The sequence below is a fragment of the Ensifer sp. Root423 genome (assembly GCF_001426275.1).
Taxonomy (GTDB): domain Bacteria; phylum Pseudomonadota; class Alphaproteobacteria; order Rhizobiales; family Rhizobiaceae; genus Ensifer; species Ensifer adhaerens.
The window spans coordinates 188,591-203,828 of sequence record NZ_LMEG01000023.1 but is presented as its reverse complement, the minus strand read 5'-3'; the positions used below and the strand labels follow the sequence as shown (position 1 = coordinate 203,828).

16 protein-coding genes are annotated in these 15,238 nt (G+C 62.9%); 7 read left to right on the top strand and 9 right to left on the bottom strand.

Translation table 11 applies throughout. The features are described 5' to 3' along the window. The first annotated feature begins 60 nt into the window (after window positions 1-60). Window positions 61-456, top strand: a complete 396-nt coding sequence (locus ASD01_RS20380) for a MarR family winged helix-turn-helix transcriptional regulator (protein ID WP_060644339.1) — start codon at window positions 61-63, stop codon at window positions 454-456. Window positions 457-641: 185 nt separating this feature from the next. Continuing rightward, window positions 642-1,937 (top strand): MFS transporter, encoded by a 1,296-nt coding sequence (locus ASD01_RS20375; RefSeq protein WP_060644421.1) that lies wholly within the window; start codon window positions 642-644, stop codon window positions 1,935-1,937. An 81-nt stretch (window positions 1,938-2,018) separates the two neighbouring features. Here the strand turns inward: ASD01_RS20375 and ASD01_RS20370 are convergent, their stop codons facing one another. The 3 genes from ASD01_RS20370 to ASD01_RS20360 form a co-directional block, all read right to left on the bottom strand. Next, complete coding sequence (locus ASD01_RS20370) at window positions 2,019-2,447, bottom strand: OsmC family protein (RefSeq protein WP_060518277.1); 429 nt, start codon at window positions 2,445-2,447, stop codon at window positions 2,019-2,021. Between the two features lie 125 nt (window positions 2,448-2,572). Then, complete coding sequence (locus ASD01_RS20365) at window positions 2,573-4,162, bottom strand: ABC transporter substrate-binding protein (protein WP_034799757.1); 1,590 nt, start codon at window positions 4,160-4,162, stop codon at window positions 2,573-2,575. Between the two features lie 10 nt (window positions 4,163-4,172). Beyond that, window positions 4,173-4,856 (bottom strand): helix-turn-helix domain-containing protein, encoded by a 684-nt coding sequence (locus tag ASD01_RS20360; protein ID WP_034799462.1) that lies wholly within the window; start codon window positions 4,854-4,856, stop codon window positions 4,173-4,175. A gap of 129 nt (window positions 4,857-4,985) precedes the next feature. Between ASD01_RS20360 and ASD01_RS20355 the strand changes: the two genes are divergently transcribed. From ASD01_RS20355 to ASD01_RS20335, 5 genes are all read left to right on the top strand, one after another. Next, window positions 4,986-6,059, top strand: coding sequence for an ABC transporter permease (locus tag ASD01_RS20355; protein WP_051659494.1), 1,074 nt, complete (start codon window positions 4,986-4,988; stop codon window positions 6,057-6,059). Window positions 6,060-6,072: 13 nt separating this feature from the next. Further along, window positions 6,073-6,978 carry an ABC transporter permease gene (locus ASD01_RS20350; protein WP_034799460.1) on the top strand — a complete coding sequence of 302 codons (906 nt, stop codon included), beginning with the start codon at window positions 6,073-6,075 and terminating at the stop codon, window positions 6,976-6,978. Next, window positions 6,978-7,811 carry an ABC transporter ATP-binding protein gene (locus ASD01_RS20345; protein ID WP_034799458.1) on the top strand — a complete coding sequence of 278 codons (834 nt, stop codon included), beginning with the start codon at window positions 6,978-6,980 and terminating at the stop codon, window positions 7,809-7,811. The genes ASD01_RS20350 and ASD01_RS20345 overlap by 1 nt, the downstream gene beginning before the upstream one ends. Then, window positions 7,808-8,548, top strand: coding sequence for an ABC transporter ATP-binding protein (locus ASD01_RS20340; protein WP_060644420.1), 741 nt, complete (start codon window positions 7,808-7,810; stop codon window positions 8,546-8,548). Before ASD01_RS20345 ends, ASD01_RS20340 begins: the two co-directional genes overlap by 4 nt. Before the next feature lie 68 nt (window positions 8,549-8,616). Next, window positions 8,617-9,123, top strand: coding sequence for a GAF domain-containing protein (locus ASD01_RS20335; RefSeq protein WP_034799456.1), 507 nt, complete (start codon window positions 8,617-8,619; stop codon window positions 9,121-9,123). Window positions 9,124-9,166: 43 nt separating this feature from the next. Here ASD01_RS20335 and ASD01_RS20330 read toward each other — a convergent pair whose 3' ends face one another. The 6 genes from ASD01_RS20330 to ASD01_RS20305 form a co-directional block, all read right to left on the bottom strand. After that, window positions 9,167-10,258, bottom strand: coding sequence for an ABC transporter ATP-binding protein (locus ASD01_RS20330; protein ID WP_060644338.1), 1,092 nt, complete (start codon window positions 10,256-10,258; stop codon window positions 9,167-9,169). An 85-nt stretch (window positions 10,259-10,343) separates the two neighbouring features. Next, on the bottom strand, window positions 10,344-11,798 hold the full coding sequence (locus ASD01_RS20325) for an extracellular solute-binding protein (RefSeq protein WP_060644337.1): 1,455 nt from the start codon (window positions 11,796-11,798) through the stop codon (window positions 10,344-10,346). Window positions 11,799-11,838: 40 nt separating this feature from the next. Next, window positions 11,839-12,867 carry a carbohydrate ABC transporter permease gene (locus ASD01_RS20320; RefSeq protein WP_034799447.1) on the bottom strand — a complete coding sequence of 343 codons (1,029 nt, stop codon included), beginning with the start codon at window positions 12,865-12,867 and terminating at the stop codon, window positions 11,839-11,841. Then, on the bottom strand, window positions 12,864-13,739 hold the full coding sequence (locus tag ASD01_RS20315; protein ID WP_034799444.1) for a carbohydrate ABC transporter permease: 876 nt from the start codon (window positions 13,737-13,739) through the stop codon (window positions 12,864-12,866). The genes ASD01_RS20320 and ASD01_RS20315 overlap by 4 nt, the downstream gene beginning before the upstream one ends. Then, on the bottom strand, window positions 13,736-14,668 hold the full coding sequence (gene rbsK / locus ASD01_RS20310; protein ID WP_060586191.1) for a ribokinase: 933 nt from the start codon (window positions 14,666-14,668) through the stop codon (window positions 13,736-13,738). The genes ASD01_RS20315 and rbsK overlap by 4 nt, the downstream gene beginning before the upstream one ends. Window positions 14,669-14,771: 103 nt before the next feature. Beyond that, window positions 14,772-15,224 carry an RbsD/FucU family protein gene (locus ASD01_RS20305; protein WP_060518285.1) on the bottom strand — a complete coding sequence of 151 codons (453 nt, stop codon included), beginning with the start codon at window positions 15,222-15,224 and terminating at the stop codon, window positions 14,772-14,774. Window positions 15,225-15,238 lie beyond the last annotated feature (14 nt).

The following is a 15,238-nucleotide window of genomic DNA, read 5'->3' as shown; positions in this document are numbered from 1 at the left end:
ACAGCGCCTTCACACCACGAAACGGTTGACGCCGATCGATTGCGTGTATATACACACATTATGTCTCGTTGCTATTGTGCCCTCTTACGCAAAGCCACCCGGCGAGTGACGTCAGTCTATGACGACGCGCTGCAGCCGATTGGTCTTAACCTTGCCCAGTTCAGCCTGCTTCGGCACATCGCACGCGATGAACCGATCTCGATGACCGAGCTTGGCCGCAAGATCGAACTCGAGCGATCGACGGTCAGCCGCAACGTCAAGGTGCTGGAGGGAATCGGATTGGCCGCAACTGGAAGCGGAAAGGATCAGCGGGAGGCCATTGTCGAACTTACGGAGAGCGGCCACCGGATACTGGCTGACGGCGCGCCGCTCTGGCTGGCCGCTCAGGACAAGATCGAGGCGCGGCTGGGAGCCGACGCCGCCGCCCAGCTGGAGGACCTGCTGCTGGCGCTCTAGCGCGTCGTTTCCAGACCAACTTTCTGGTCGCAGGCTGCGACTTGAGACCAGAAGAATCCGGGCAGCCTAAGCCGCCAGGAACCGGCAGAAAACTGCCAAACAACAGCTCAATCTGCGACTTGCGCTCCGAAAGCCCGCGCAGCGCTGTCGCACGCCCTAAAAACACCGACGAAAGGAAGTCGACGATGCTCGGTCCGGCGCTTGCGCGTTATCTTGCCAGACGCAATATCCACTACGGCTGGGCTGTCGCCGCCGTCACCTTCCTGGTCATGCTTTCGACAGCCGGCGCCATGGGCTCGGCCGGCGTGCTCATCAAACCGCTCGAGACCGAATTCGGCTGGACCAATGCGCAAATCTCGCTGGCGCTCGCCATCCGGCTTTGCCTTTTCGGTCTGCTCGGTCCGTTCGCAGCCTCGTTCATGAACCATTTCGGCGTGCGCCCTGTCGTGTCTGCGGCGCTGATCCTGATCATCTCCGGCATCGCCGCCTCGTTCTACATGACGGAACTCTGGCACCTGGTGGCGATCTGGGGCGTCGTGCTCGGCGTGGGTACCGGCATGACGGCGCTGGTGCTCGGCGCGACGGTCGCAACGCGCTGGTTCGACAAACGGCGCGGGCTCGTCGTCGGACTGATGACCGCCAGCAACGCCACCGGCCAGCTGGTCTTCCTGCCGTTGCTCGCTTCTCTCACCGAAACGATCGGCTGGCGCTCGGCGCTGACGCTGATCATCGTCATCCTGCTTGCGGCCTTCACCCTGGTCCTGCTTCTGATGCAGGATCGCCCTGGGGACCTTGGCCTTGCGCCCTTCGGCGGCAAGCAAATGGTGGCGGCGCCGCCGAAGGCAAAGAGCTTCGGGGCTCTGCTGATGGCACCGATCCGGGCGCTTTCCGACGCCGCCAAGACCAACACCTTCTGGGTGCTGTTTGCGACCTTCTTCGTCTGCGGCTTCAGCACCAACGGGCTGATCCAGACCCATTGGGTTTCGATCTGCGGCGATGTTGGTATTGCCCCCGTCGCAGCAGCCAGCCTGCTGGCGCTGATCGGCGTATTCGATCTGATCGGCACCATCGGATCCGGCTGGCTCTCGGACCGTTATGACAACCGCTGGCTGCTCTTCTGGTTCTACGGCCTTCGCGGCCTGTCGCTGATGTTCCTGCCGTTCAGCGGCTTCAACATCTACACGCTGTCGATCTTTGCGATCTTCTACGGCCTGGATTGGGTCGCGACGGTACCGCCGACGGTGAAACTTTCGGCCGAACGCTTCGGTCCGGAACGCGCCGCCCTCGTCTTCGGCTGGGTCTTCACCGGTCACCAGCTGGGTGCGGCCAGTGCGACCTTCCTCGCAGGCGCCAGCCGGACGTCGCTTGAAACCTATACGCCGGCGCTGATTGCCGCCGGGATGCTCTGCATTGTCGCGGCCCTGCTGGTGCTGACGATCGGTCGGCGTCAACCGGAGGCGCTTACGCCGCAACCGGCCTGAGTCCTTCTGCCAGTTGCATCGAAAAGGGCGGGCTGCCAATGGCAGCCCGCCCTTTTGTTGGACGCTGAGACCCAATGAACGTCAGTGGGCAAACTCGGTCACGAATTCCGGATTGCCGCGGATCGTATTGCTAACGGTGCAGATCTCGTTTTCGGCGGCTTCCGCGATCGCATGGCGGACCGTGTCGTCAAAATCACCCTTGATGTCGAAGACGATGTTGAATTTTGCGACGCGGGACGGCTCGTCATGGGCTTTCTCGCCCGTCACCTTGGCACTCACTTCCGTCAGCCGGTCGAGCACGCCAAAACGGCTGGCGGCGATGCGGGCGCTCAGCACCAGGCAGCTTGCGAGCGACGCATAGAGCAGATCGAGCGGGCCGTAGCCCGCCTGCGACGGGCCGGTGACGATATCGAGTTCACCACCGGTGACCGAGGTCACATGCGGAAAGCCGGTCTTGCCGACCACAGCCGTCGCACCGGTTTCCCGCGTTCTCACCTTCACATCCGCCATGTCGTAAAACCTTCCCAGAACTTATCAAACCGATCGGTAGAAACACGTCGCCCCGGGCCGGAAGGCCCAGGGCGTTTTGATATGTGCGCCTTTTTCTCATCGGCGCAAGGGCGATCGCTGGCGGATCAGTTCTTCTTCACCAGGCGGTAGAAGACATAGTCCGAGATGGCGCCATTGACGTAGCCTTCGACCTTGTCCTTCATCGCGACCTGGGTCGCGGCCTGGAACATGATCACGATCGGCGACTTTTCCTGCACCTTGCGCTGCAGGTCGACATAAAGCGCGTCGCGCTTGGCCGGATCGGCTTCCTTGAGGGCTGCCTTGGTCGCTTCGTTGAGTTCCGCCGGAACCGCCCAGCCGTTACGCCAGGTGGTCGTCGACTGATACTTGTCGTCGGCGTTGTCTTCGTTATAGGCGAAGGCCTTGGCGTTCGAATGCGGGTCCATGAAGTCCGGGCCCCAATAGAGCAGCATCGCTTCGTGGGTGCGCGCGCGGTACTTGGTGATGACCTGGCTACCGGTGCCCGGGATGATCTCGAAGTTGATCCCGGCTTCGGCGAAGGACGCCTGCAGTGACTGCGCCATGTCGGTGAACGGCGTCGAGTTGATGACGTCGAGGGTCACCTTGATCGGCGTCTTGATGCCGGCATCGGCGAGAATCTTCTTCGCCTTCTCGACGTCGTAGCTGTAGGGGGTCTCGTCGAGCGAGCCCGGGAAGCCCTTCGGCCAGAAGGCCTGGTGAACTTCCATCTGGCCCTTGAGGAAGCTGTCGGTCATGCCCTTGTAGTCGACGAGGTAGCGAGCGGCTTCCCAGACGGCTTCCGGCTGCAATGCTTCGTCCTTCTGGTTGAACGACAGGAAGTGTACGGCGGCCTGCGGATAGGATTCGACCTTCACGCCGTCCTTGCCTTCAAGACCCGAAACCTGGTCCGGGGTCAGGTTCTTCGCCATGTCGACGTCGCCGGTCTGCAGCATCAGCTGCTGGGTTGCGGCTTCGGCCACGTGACGGATGATGACGCCCTTGATAACAGGAGCGCCGCCGAAGTAGTTCGGGTTGCTCGCAAGGTTGAGCAGCTCGCCGGCGCGGAAGGCCTTGAGCACGAACGGGCCGGTACCGGCCGAATTGGCCTTGAGCCAGGCATTGCCAAAGTCGCCATCGGCCTCGTTGGCCTTGACGGTTTCCGCGTCGATCACCGAAGCCGGGCGAGCGGCGAGAACGTTGAGAACGAAGGCCGACGAGAAGTCGCCGTCATACTTGACCGTGACCTTGTTACCTTCGGCGGTCACCATCTTGTCGATGTTTTCGGGCGTCCAGCCGAGCTGCGTCAGGATGAAGGCCGGCGCCTTGTTGAGAACGACGACGCGCTTGAAGGAGTAGACGACGTCTTCGCCACGCAGCGGATTGCCGGAGGAAAAGGTAACGCCATCACGCAGCGTGAAGGTGATCGTCTTTGCCGCATCGTCGACCGTCCATTCGGAGGCAAGACCCGGCGCCAGCTTCTTCACGTCGGGCGCATCGTACTGCACCAGGCGGTCATAGGTCTGGGTGACGTATTCGCCCGAGGAGAACTCGTAGGCCTCGGCCGGGTCGATGCTGACGATGTCGTCGATATTCTGGGCAACGACCAACACATCGGCTGGCGTTTCGGCGAGTGCGGCCGGCGCCACGCTCATCATCAGGGACGCCGCGAAGACCGCGGCCTTGAACATTCTCATCATCATTCTCCTATTTTCGATGAGGCTTGGTTTTTGTCGGTGCCGGCTTCAGCGCCGATTGCGGCTGACCGGTCTCGTTGGATTGGGAAGCGCGGGGCCGGAAGAGCGGCAGGGTGCCGGTCCAGATCAACCGCACGGGTGCGTCTGTCTTGTTCCACCAGTAGTGGGGCTGGATGCCGCGGAAGTGCAGGCCGTCGCCAGGCGAAAGCATGGTGTCGTCGCCATCGAGCCCGAAGAGGATCTCGCCTTCGAGCATGTAGACGAGCTCTTCGCCCTCATGGCTGAAGACCTCGGAGCGATGCCCCGGCGGAATGGTGATGACGAAACTCGAAAGCTGGTTGCCGGCGAAATCCGCGCCAATGCGCTCATAGGAAACAGGCGAGCCGCCGACCGAAAACACCATGCGCCCCTCGGCGCGCGAAAGCCCGGTGTCGATCGCCGGTGCCAGGATGAAATGGTTGAGTTCGGCGCCCAGGCCTTGCGCAATCTGGGCCAGTGTGCCGAGCGAGGGCATGGCAAGATCGCGCTCGATCTGGCTCAAATAGCCGACCGAAACGCCCGCTGCGTCGCTGAGCGTCTGCAGGGTCATATGCATCTGCCGGCGGCGCGCACGCACCAGCGCGCCCACCTTCGGTTGCCCTGCCCCGGCCGATTTGCCCGACGCGGCCTGCGTATCCTCTGACGGATCGCTCACAGCGGTTATTCCTCCCGTTTCCGCCCCAGTAAAATTTTTTTGATTTAAGCAAACTTATTTATATACTCCAAGCAAATTTTTGCGGTATCGACAAGTGAGACCGCAAGCGAAGAGGGATGGTGACGCCACGTGGCAAACGACAGCACGACAGCAGCAGCGCCGGCGCGCCGCGCCGCCAGACCCAGTCGGGGACGGCAGCGCCTTCTTTCACTGGCAGGCTTCCTGGTAACGCTTGCGATAACCTTCCTCGGCCTGCTCGCAATCACCTTCTTCATCGGCCGCATCGTGCCGATCGACCCGGTTCTGGCTGTCGTCGGCGACCGCGCACCCGTCGCCGTCTATGAGCGCGTGCGCCAGGAAATGGGGCTCGACCAGCCGCTGATCACCCAGTTCGTCAGCTACGTACGTGACGTCGCCACCTTCAATTTCGGAACATCGGTTTCGACGGGCAAGCCGGTTATCGAGGACCTCGCTCGCGTCTTCCCGGCAACACTCGAAATGGCGACGCTCGGCATCATGCTCGGCGTGCTGATCGGCGTGCCGCTCGGTGTTTTTGCCGCCGCCCGCCGTGGCTCCTGGCTCGATCAGGGCATCCGCGTCATCGGTCTGCTCGGTTATTCGGTGCCTGCCTTCTGGCTCGGTCTCGTCGGCCTGGCGATTTTCTACGCGAAGCTGAAATGGGTCGGCGGCCCCGGCCGTGTCGACATCTTTTACGACGGCATGGTGTCGCCGGTCACGGGCCTGATCCTTGTCGACAGCATCATTGCTGGCGAATGGGAGATCTTCCGCAACGCCGTCTGGCACCTGATCCTGCCGGCGTCCTGCCTCGGCTTCTTCTCGCTCGCCTATATCGCCCGCATGACGCGCTCCTTCATGCTCGACCAGCTGAGCCAGGAATATGTGACGACCGCCCGGGTCAAAGGCGTGCCGGAGCGCCTGGTCATCTGGCGCCATGCCTTCCGGCCGATCCGCGTGCCGCTGATCACCGTTATCGGCCTGTCCTATGCCGGCCTGCTCGAAGGCTCCGTGATGATCGAGACGATCTTCTCCTGGCCCGGCATCGGCAACTACCTGACCGTCGCTCTGCTCAATGCCGACATGTCGGCCGTGCTCGGCTCGACCCTCGTCATCGGCGCGGTCTTTATCGGCATCAACAAGATTTCGGACGTGCTCTATCGCGTGCTCGATCCGCGTGCACGCTAAGGGAGGAGCGACCATGACCACACTTCGCGACTGGCTGATCGACGACAGCCCCGCCTCGCCGATGCAGGCGCGCCTCGGGCGCTTCTATCGCATCTTCGGCGCGCTGATGCGCAATCCGCTCGCCGTTGTCGGCGCCGTCATCATCCTCGTTCTGGTGCTGACCGCACTCTTTGCGCCGTGGCTCGCCACCCATGATCCGCTGCGCCAGTCGCTGAGCGAACGCCTGCTGCCGCCGAGTGCCGCCCACTGGATGGGAACCGACGAACTCGGCCGCGACATCTGGTCCCGCGTTGTCTACGGTTCACGCATCACGCTGGCCATCGTCACGCTGGTTGCAGTGCTCGCAGCCCCTGCCGGCCTGGTGATCGGCGTGGCTGCCGGTTATTTCGGTGGCTGGGTCGACCGTATCCTGATGGGCATTACCGATATCTTCCTGTCGCTGCCGAAGCTCATCCTGGCGCTTGCCTTCGTTGCAGCCCTTGGTCCCGGCATCGAGAACGCGATCATCGCCATCGCGATCACCTCCTGGCCCGGCTATGCCCGTGTCGCTCGTGCGGAGACGCTGACCTTCAAGAACTCCGAATTCATTTCGGCGGTGCGTCTGCTCGGCGCGTCGAGCCTCCGGGTCAATCTCGGCCACGTGCTCCCGCTCTGCACCTCATCGATGATCGTCCGCGTCACGCTCGACATGGCCGGCATCATCCTGACGGCCGCCGGTCTCGGCTTCATCGGACTTGGCGCTCAGCCGCCACTTCCCGAATGGGGCGCGATGATCTCGCGCGGTCGCTCCTTCATTCTCGATCAGTGGTGGGTCGCGACCATGCCCGGCTTTGCCATCATTCTCGTTAGCCTCGGCTTCTGCTTCCTCGGTGATGGCCTGCGCGACGTGCTCGATCCGAAGAGCGGGGAGCAGCGCTGATGAGCAATCTTCTCGAAGTCGAAAACCTGCGCGTCACCTTCCCGACGCCCCGCGGTGATCTCGAAGTCGTGCGCGGCATCTCCTTCACCCTCGGCCGCGAACGCCTCGGCATCGTCGGCGAGAGCGGCTCGGGCAAGTCGATGACCGGTCGCTCGATCCTGCAGCTGATCCGGGCACCGGGTCGGGTCACCGCCGACAAGCTCGTCTTCGACGGCGTCGACCTCCTGAAGCAGTCCGAGCGGCAGATGCGCGCCATCCGCGGCGCCCGCATTTCCATGGTGATGCAAGACCCGAAGTTCTCGCTGAACCCGGTCATGACCATCGGCGAGCAGATCGCCGAAGCGTTGCTGACGCACCAGAAGCTGCCGCGCCGCGAGGTCAACGCGCGCGTGCTTACGATGCTGGAATCGGTGCGCATTGCAGATCCGGAACGCGTCGCCAAGCTCTACCCGCACGAAGTCTCCGGTGGCATGGGCCAGCGCGTGATGATCGCGATGATGCTGATCCCCGAGCCGGACCTTCTGATCGCCGACGAGCCGACCTCGGCGCTCGACGTTTCCGTCCAGGCCCAGGTGCTCGACATCATCGACGAACTGGTGAAACGCAAGGGCATGGGCCTGATCTTCATCAGCCATGACCTCAATCTCGTCTCCAGCTATTGCGACCGCATCCTCGTGATGAACACCGGCGAGGTGGTCGAGGAATGCAAGGCCGGCGAACTGATGGCGGCCAAGCACCCCTATACGCGCGGGCTGATCGCCTCCATTCCGCGCCTCGATGAAACACGGGACGAGCTGCCGGTGCTCGACCGCAGCGCATGGGCCAAGGCATGACCGCGCTCTCTCTGAAGAACCTCGACATCTCGTACGGCGACGTGCAGATCACCCACGACGTCAATCTCGATATCGCCGACGGCGAGAGCTTTGCCCTTGTCGGCGAAAGCGGCTCGGGAAAATCGACGGTGCTGAAGGCAATCGCAGGTCTCGCGCCGGAATGGACCGGCGAGATCACCGTGCTCGGCTCGCCCCGCGACCACGGCATCGACCGCGCCTTTTCGCGTCAGTGCCAAATGGTGTTCCAGGATCCCTACGGCTCGCTGCACCCGCGAAAGACGGTCGACGCCACGCTCGGCGAAGCGCTGACGATCCACGGCATCGGCGACCGCAACGCCCGCATCGAAGAGGTCATGACCTCGGTCGGCCTCGATCGCAAGTTCCGCTTCCGTTTTCCGCACCAGCTCTCGGGCGGCCAGCGCCAGCGCGTGGCGATTGCCCGTGCACTGATGCTGAAGCCGAAGGTGCTCTTACTCGACGAGCCGACATCCGCGCTCGACGTTTCGGTCCAGGCCGAAATCCTCAACCTGTTGAAGCGCCTCCGGCGCGAGCAGAACCTCACCTTCCTGATGGTCACCCACAACCTGGCGGTCGTCTCCTTCCTCTGCGATCGCCTCGCTGTCATGCGCCAGGGCCGGATCGTCGAGATTGCCGATGTCGCCGACCTCAAGCGCGGTGACCTCAAGGATCCCTATTCGCGCGAGCTGATGCAGATCAGCGCCGCGCATGCCAACTAGGATGGGACAACACCGACGATTTCTCGTCTGTCCCATTCTAAGATATCGAGTAACCCCAAGGACATAGCATGAACAGTGAACAGATCGCTGCCGCGCTGGCGGAATTCGACGCGGCCATTGCCAAGACCACCGATGCCGATGCGGTATGGACCGCATTGCAGACGCTTAGCCGCCAGGTGATCGGCGCCAAGCTCTTCACCATCATGACCGTAGACATGGTCAACGAAGTCGCGCGCCGCGCCTACACCTCGCACCCCGCGGAGTACCCGACCTCGGGCACCAAGCCGATCCGCTACGACAGCTGGTTCGACATCGTGCACAAGGCGCACCAGACCTTCGTCGCCAACACCATCGCCGATATCGCCAAGGTTTTCCCGGACCACGAGACGATCTGGTCGCTCGGCTGCGGCTCGGTTGCCAACATCCCGGTCGTTGTCGGCGGCGAGCTGCTCGGCACCGTCAACTGCCTCGACGTCGAGCATCACTACACGCCGGAGCGCGTGGCACTCTCCAAGCACCTGGAGCTGCCGGCGAAGCTCGCCTTCCTCGCCGCAGCACGCGCCGAGAAGAAGTAAGACAGCAGGCCGGAGGCGTCATCGCCTTCGGCCATCCATCCGCTCAGCGGCCGATCGCCCCACCGGTTTCCTTCAGGAAGAAATGCATTTTCTCCGTCTCGATCGGCACGGCGATCTGATCGTCGGGGCCGATGCGTGACGCAGCGTGAACCTGCGCCGTGAAAGCGGCAGGCCCGGCCCGGCCAAGAGCCAGCGTATGCGGGCCGAGCGGTTCGATATCGCGCACGATCAGCCTGACTGTGGGCGCATTGGCGTCCGTCGCCATCGTATGTTCCGGCCGGATGCCGAGCACGACCGCTTTTCCGACGTAGGCGCCGAGTTTTTCGGCGCGGTTTTCCGGGATAGCCACGGCCACGTCCCCATCAGCTATGAACTGCATCCCTCCATCGCCGCGCTCCAGCCGCCCCTCGAGGAAATTCATGCTCGGCGCACCGATGAAGGCGGCGACGAAAAGATTGGCGGGGGCCTCATAGAGCGTGATCGGATCGGCCGCCTGCTCGATGCGGCCCTGGTTCATGACGACGACGCGGTCGGCCATGGTCATGGCTTCCACCTGATCGTGGGTCACGTAAACGGCAGTCGTCTGAAGACGCCGGTGCAAGAGCTTGATTTCGGTGCGCATTTCGATGCGAAGTTTGGCATCTAGGTTCGACAACGGCTCGTCGAAGAGGAAGACATCCGGCTGGCGTACGATCGCCCGGCCGATCGCCACGCGCTGGCGCTGGCCGCCCGAAAGTGCGCTCGGCTTGCGATTGAGATAGGCGCCGAGGTTGAGGATGCGAGCGGCATCCGTTACCGCCTTTTCGATCTCCGCCTTCGGCGTGCCGCGCACCTTCATGCCGTAGCCGATGTTCTCGGCGACCGTCATGTGCGGATAGAGCGCGTAATTCTGAAACACCATGGAGCAATTGCGCAGGCCCGGTCTGAGATCGGTCACGTCGCGATCGCCAATCCGGATCGAACCCGAAGTCGCAGTTTCGAGGCCGGCAATCATCCTGAGCGTCGTCGTCTTGCCGCAGCCGGAGGGACCGACGAGCACGACGAACTCACGATCGGCAATGTCGAGATCGAGCGGCGGAATGACGGTGACGCTCCCGAAGGACTTGGTGATCTGCTGCAATCGGACCTGTGACATGCTGTAGCCTCTGATGCTGTCTGTGCCCGGTCTCGCCGGGGACGGTGGCGCCCGCCCCGATCGTTTCGGGGCGGGCGTGGGTTCGTTACTGCTGCGGCAAGCCCATCGAGGCGCGATAGGCGGTAAGCTGCTTGTCGCGGCCGAACTCGTCGGTCAGCTTGTTCCACTGTTCCGCGACGCTATCGAGCGCCTCTTGCGGCGTCACTTCGCCGGCAAGCGCCTTGGAAAGCTCGATCTCCAGCACTTCGGTATAGGAGAAATAGCCGGGAAGGCGCATGTCGAGCGCGATGTTCTTGGCGGTCACCGCCTCCTTCTGCGCACCAAGATATTCCTTCGCCTCACGCTCGGAGAAGATCTTCGACCAGAGATCGAGATTGGTCGTGTGCGAGATGCGGTAAGGGTTCACACCGGTACCGCCGGCAATCGCCGCCTGGCCGGAGACGGCCGGGCTCGTCAGATACTGGATGTAGTTCCAGGCCGCTTCCTGCTTGGTCGAGGTCGCGGGAACCGCGGCCTGCCAACCGCCGAAGGCCATGAAGGAGGTCTGGACGACGTGGTCGAACTTGTCCCACTTCTTGGTCTTGTAGTTCCAGATCTCGTCCGATCCCGGCAGCGATGCCGAGCCGACATTGCCGGCCACCTTCGACTGCTTCGGGTCGGCGCCGATGACGCCGGTATCACCCCAGCCGATCGATTCCGCCACCTGGCCGCCGGCAAAAGCGGCGTTCACTTCGCCGAAGGAGAAGTTCAGCGCGTTCGGCGGCGCGAGCTTTGAGGCGCGGATGTATTCCTCGAGGCCACGGACCCAGCCGGGATTGTTGACCTGCGCATCCATTGTTTCCGGGTTGAAGAACATGGCGCCCGGGTTGTCCGGGTGGCTGGTATAACCGGCCACGTGGCTGAACAGGAACCAGAATTGCTGGCCGCCGCGGCGGAAGGCTTCCGCCGTGCCCCAGAGGTTGTTGGCCGGCTGGTTGAAGTATTCGGCGATGTCCAGGTACTGCTTCCAGGTCTTGGGCGGCGCCAGATCGTAGCCGTACTTTTCCTTGAAGGCCTTCTGGTTGTCGGCGTTCTCGAAGAGGTCGATGCGGTAGCTGTAGGTATGGGCGTCGCCGTCCATCGTCTGCGACAGCACCTTGCCGTTCCAGACCATCAGCTGTTCGCGGTAGACGGGCGCGATATCGTCCCAGTCGGCGCCCTTCTGCATGTCGGCCGGCATTTCCGACAGGAAGTCGGTGAAATCAGGGGCCCAGGCCGGTGCAAAGGCGATCACGTCGAAAGCGTCTTCGCCAGAGGTCAGCGAGGTCACGATCTTCGGATAGAGCTCCGACCACGGGAACTCGACGACCTTGACCTTGCCGCAGGTCTTTTCCTCCCAGCCCTTGGCCGCAAGCTGCAGCGCCGAGGCAATGTAAGGACCGGTCTGTGTGGTCGCCGTCAGCTCGACGCCGGTGTAATCCGGGTCGCAGGCGAGCGCCGTTCCCGCGCTCCCCGATGCGAGTGCGGCGAGAGATGCAGATGCCAGTAGCAATTTCCTCATTCTATCCTCCCTGTGAATGAATGCATGCCAAAGCGGTTGGTTACTTGATCGCTCCAAGAAGCAGGCCGGAGCGCATGAGCCGGCTCAAAAGCCCGGCCATGACCATCATCGGAATGATGGCAACGAGGGCGGCAGCGGAAATCGCCCACCATTCGTCGCCGCGCTGGCTGTTCTGGCCGGCAACGAGAATGGGCAGCGTCTGCCATTTGGAGTTGGTCAGGAACAGCGCGAACAGGAACTCGTTCCAGACGAAGGCGAGCGTGATCATGAAGGTGGCGATCAGACCCGGCTTCGACATCGGCAGCACAATGCCGAAGAAGATCCGCCACGACGGCACGTTGTCGACCATCGCCGCCTCCTCGACCTCCACCGGCAGCGCCTCGAAGAAGTCGCGCATCAGCCAGATGACGATCGGCAGCGAGAAAGCGATATAGGCGAAAGTGAGGCCGATATAGCTGTCGACCAGCTTGAAGCCGAGTTTGCCCATCTCGGTGTACATCAGGTAGAGCGCAAAGGCAGCGACGATCGGCGGGAACATGCGCTGGCTGACGAACCAGAAGACGATGTCGTTGTTGCCAAGTTCCGGCCCCGGAAGGCGAAAGCGGCTCGAGATCACCGCAAGCGCGAGCGCTGCGACAAAGGCATAGACCAGCGAGATGCCCTGGCCGTAGCCAAGCACATGGCGGCCGAGCAGGAAGCCGCCGAAGGCGATCACCACGAAGATCAGTGCCGAGAGCAGGCGAAAGCGGAAGGTGAAGCGCACCAGCGCATAGGCTGCCATGGCGCCGATGAAGGTCGCGGCGATCGACGCCGAAAGGCCGATGATTGTCGAGGCCAGGAAGGTGTTGAAGAACTGGCCACGCTGGCCCGACAACAGCTCGCTCCAGGCCGTCAAGCTCGGTTCGAAATCAACGAAGGGTAGATAGGTCGGCCCGCCGACGACAGCGATCGGCGTCTTGAACGAGGTGATCAGCACCCAATAGAGCGGAAAGAAGGTGATGGCGAGCCAGACGAGGCAGCCGCCGAGCGCCAGCCAGCGCCGTTTCCCTTTGAGAGTGCGCACGCTCATTTGTGCTTCTCCAGATAGGGCTTGAGGATGGCGAGATAGACGAGACCGATCACCGTGATGACAATCAGGAACAGGAAGGAAAGCGCCGAGGTGTAGCCGAGATTGAACTTCTTGAAGCCTTCTTGATAGGCAAACAGCGTCAGCGTCTCGGTCGATATCCCCGGCCCGCCGCCGGTCATGACGAAGACCGTGTCGATGATCTTGTAGCTCTCGATCAGCCGGATGAAGACGACGGCAACCGAGATCGGCAGGAGCATAGGAAAGGTGATGTCGCGGAACTGCTGCCACGGCGTGGCATTTTCGAGCGCGGCCGCCTCGTAGACGTCGTCGGGCAAGGTCTGCAGCCCGGCAAGCAGCATGAGGATGACGAAAGGCGTCCATTGCCAGACCTCGACGGCGATGATCGAGCCGAGTGCCCAACTGGTCTGGGTGAGGAACGGCAGGTTGGGGAACCCGATTGCCGTCATCAGTTCGTTGAGCGGGCCCATCGTCGGGTTCAGCACCTGGCGGGCGATCAGCGCGACGGCGACCGGCGCCACCAGCATCGGCAGCAGGAAGCTGACGCGGAAGATGCCCTCTCCCGGCACTCTTGAATTCAACGCCAACGCCACAGAAAGGCCGATCACATATTGCAGCCCGACGGAGATGAAGGCGATCAGCGTCGTCGTACCCGCCACATGCCAGAAACGCGGGTTCTGCAGGAGATCGAGATAGTTGCCGAAGCCGACGAAGCGGGCCGGCGTCGGCGGCACCAGCCGCATGCTCATGAAGCTGGTCGTCAGCGAATAGACGAGCGGGAAGATCGAGATCATCAGCACGATGATCAGCGCCGGCCAGATGAAGAAGTGCTTGATCGGGTCGTTGCGCGTCATGCGGACGCCCCGCGCGCAAGCAGCGCCTCGATCTCGGCCAGCGTCGGCATGGCGGGCGCGGTGCCGCGGCGGGTGACCGCGATGCCGGCGGTGGCGCAGCCGAAGCGTACAGCGTCAACCGGTGAAAGGTCGCGGGCGAGCGCTGCGGAGAAGCCTCCGACAAAAGCGTCCCCCGCCCCGGTCGTGTCGATTACCGGCCCGCTGGCGATCGCCGGCACCAGCACCGACTGCTCGTGGTTGTGATAGAGCACGCCGCGTTCACCGAGCGTGATCAGCGCCGTTTTCGCACCCTTCTTCAGGATCGCGTCACCGGCACGACGAACGTCGTCTTCCGTGGCGAGCGCAAAACCGACGATGGCTGCGGCTTCCGTCTCGTTCGGCACAAGATAATCGCAGAGCGGATAGATCGCATCCGGAAAGGCTTCGGCCGGTGCCGGGTTGAAGACGGTGATGACGCCGGCCGCATGGGCAATTTCGAGCGCCCGCCGAGCGGCGGCCACCGGCTGCTCCAATTGGGTGACGAAGATGCGCGAACCTTCGATCGTCTCGCGCGCGGCCTCGACATCGTCGATCCCGATCGAGCCGGCGGCTCCCGGATAAACGATGATGGCGTTTTCGCCGTTCTGGTCGTTGACATAGATGAAGGCAGCCCCCGTCGGCAGATCGTCCATCTCAACGATCTTCGGCGTCACGCCGGCCTCGGCATAGGTGCGCAGCGCCATCTCGCCAAAGGTGTCGCGGCCGAGCTTGGAGATGAAGGAAACGGGACTTCCCGCCCGAGCACAGGCGACCGCCTGGTTCGAGCCCTTGCCACCCGGCCCGACGGAAAAGCCGCTGCCGGTAATCGTTTCACCGACAACCGGCATGCGCCGCGCCAGATAGGCCGTGTCGGCCACGAAGATGCCAAGGATCGAAACACCAGTCTTCATTCAAGCCTCCCCCTGCGACCGCACCGCAAGCAAAGCGGCGTGCCCAGGCAATCTCTCGCGATTTCATCTGTCGTCTCGTGCCGCGCGGCGACCGCGCGGTCCGTCAGGTCTTGGGCGGAATGACGCCCTTGGTGAACAGGAAGCAGCCATAGAAGCGCGTCTCGCCCGTGGTGATGACGCAATAGGCCTTCTTGGCTTCCTCGTAGAACTTGAAGCGCTCGATGCCGTACATCGGCGCCGATTTACCCTCAGCGCGATCGATTACCGCCTGCACTTCCTGCTGCACGGGCAGCACTTCGTCGGGCGCACCCATCACCTCCATGCGCCCGGCCGAAGGCTGCAGCGGCGTATCGAGCGGCAGCACGGAAAGCACCGCTTCGACGGCACGCGCGGCCGAGACGTTGTCGATGCGCAACAGCGTGCCCAGCGTGGTCTTGCGGGCAATGGCGTCGGACGGGAAGTTGGTGTCGGAAATGACCAGCGTGTCGCCGTGTCCCATGGACCTGAGCGCGTGCAGCACATCGGCGTTCAGCGCCGGATCGATATTCTTCAGCATACAGTCCTCCTCCT